Raw genomic sequence first — 250 nt, 5'->3', positions numbered from 1 at the left:
CTGGGTAACTCCTGTTGATGGGCTTACCGCATAAGTGTTAGAAGCACTGTAGTTTGATATTGTAAAACTTCCTGTAGCTGTTGAACATGTAGGCTGGGTAACAGCGCTTAATGTCGGAACTGCAGGTGTAGCAGGCTGTGCGTTGATAACTGCAGCTGATGAAGCAGCCGAAGTACAACCGTTTGCTGAAGCTGTAACTGTATAGCTTCCTGCCGGAGCAGTGATCGTGTTTCCTGACTGGGTAACGCCT

The 250-nt window shown here is 48.4% G+C and carries 1 protein-coding gene; it reads right to left on the bottom strand.

Annotation, left to right across the window (positions count from 1 at the left end):
- Window positions 1-250: hypothetical protein (locus tag FLAPXU55_RS01720; RefSeq protein ID WP_180856300.1), on the bottom strand; the 250-nt coding region annotated here is incomplete at both ends.

Origin of the sequence: Flavobacterium panici (genome assembly GCF_903819335.1) — a bacterium.
In the GTDB taxonomy this organism is placed as follows: Bacteria; Bacteroidota; Bacteroidia; order Flavobacteriales; family Flavobacteriaceae; genus Flavobacterium; species Flavobacterium panici.
The sequence above is the reverse complement of the archived record's forward strand: the minus strand, read 5'-3'. Positions and strand labels throughout refer to the sequence as shown.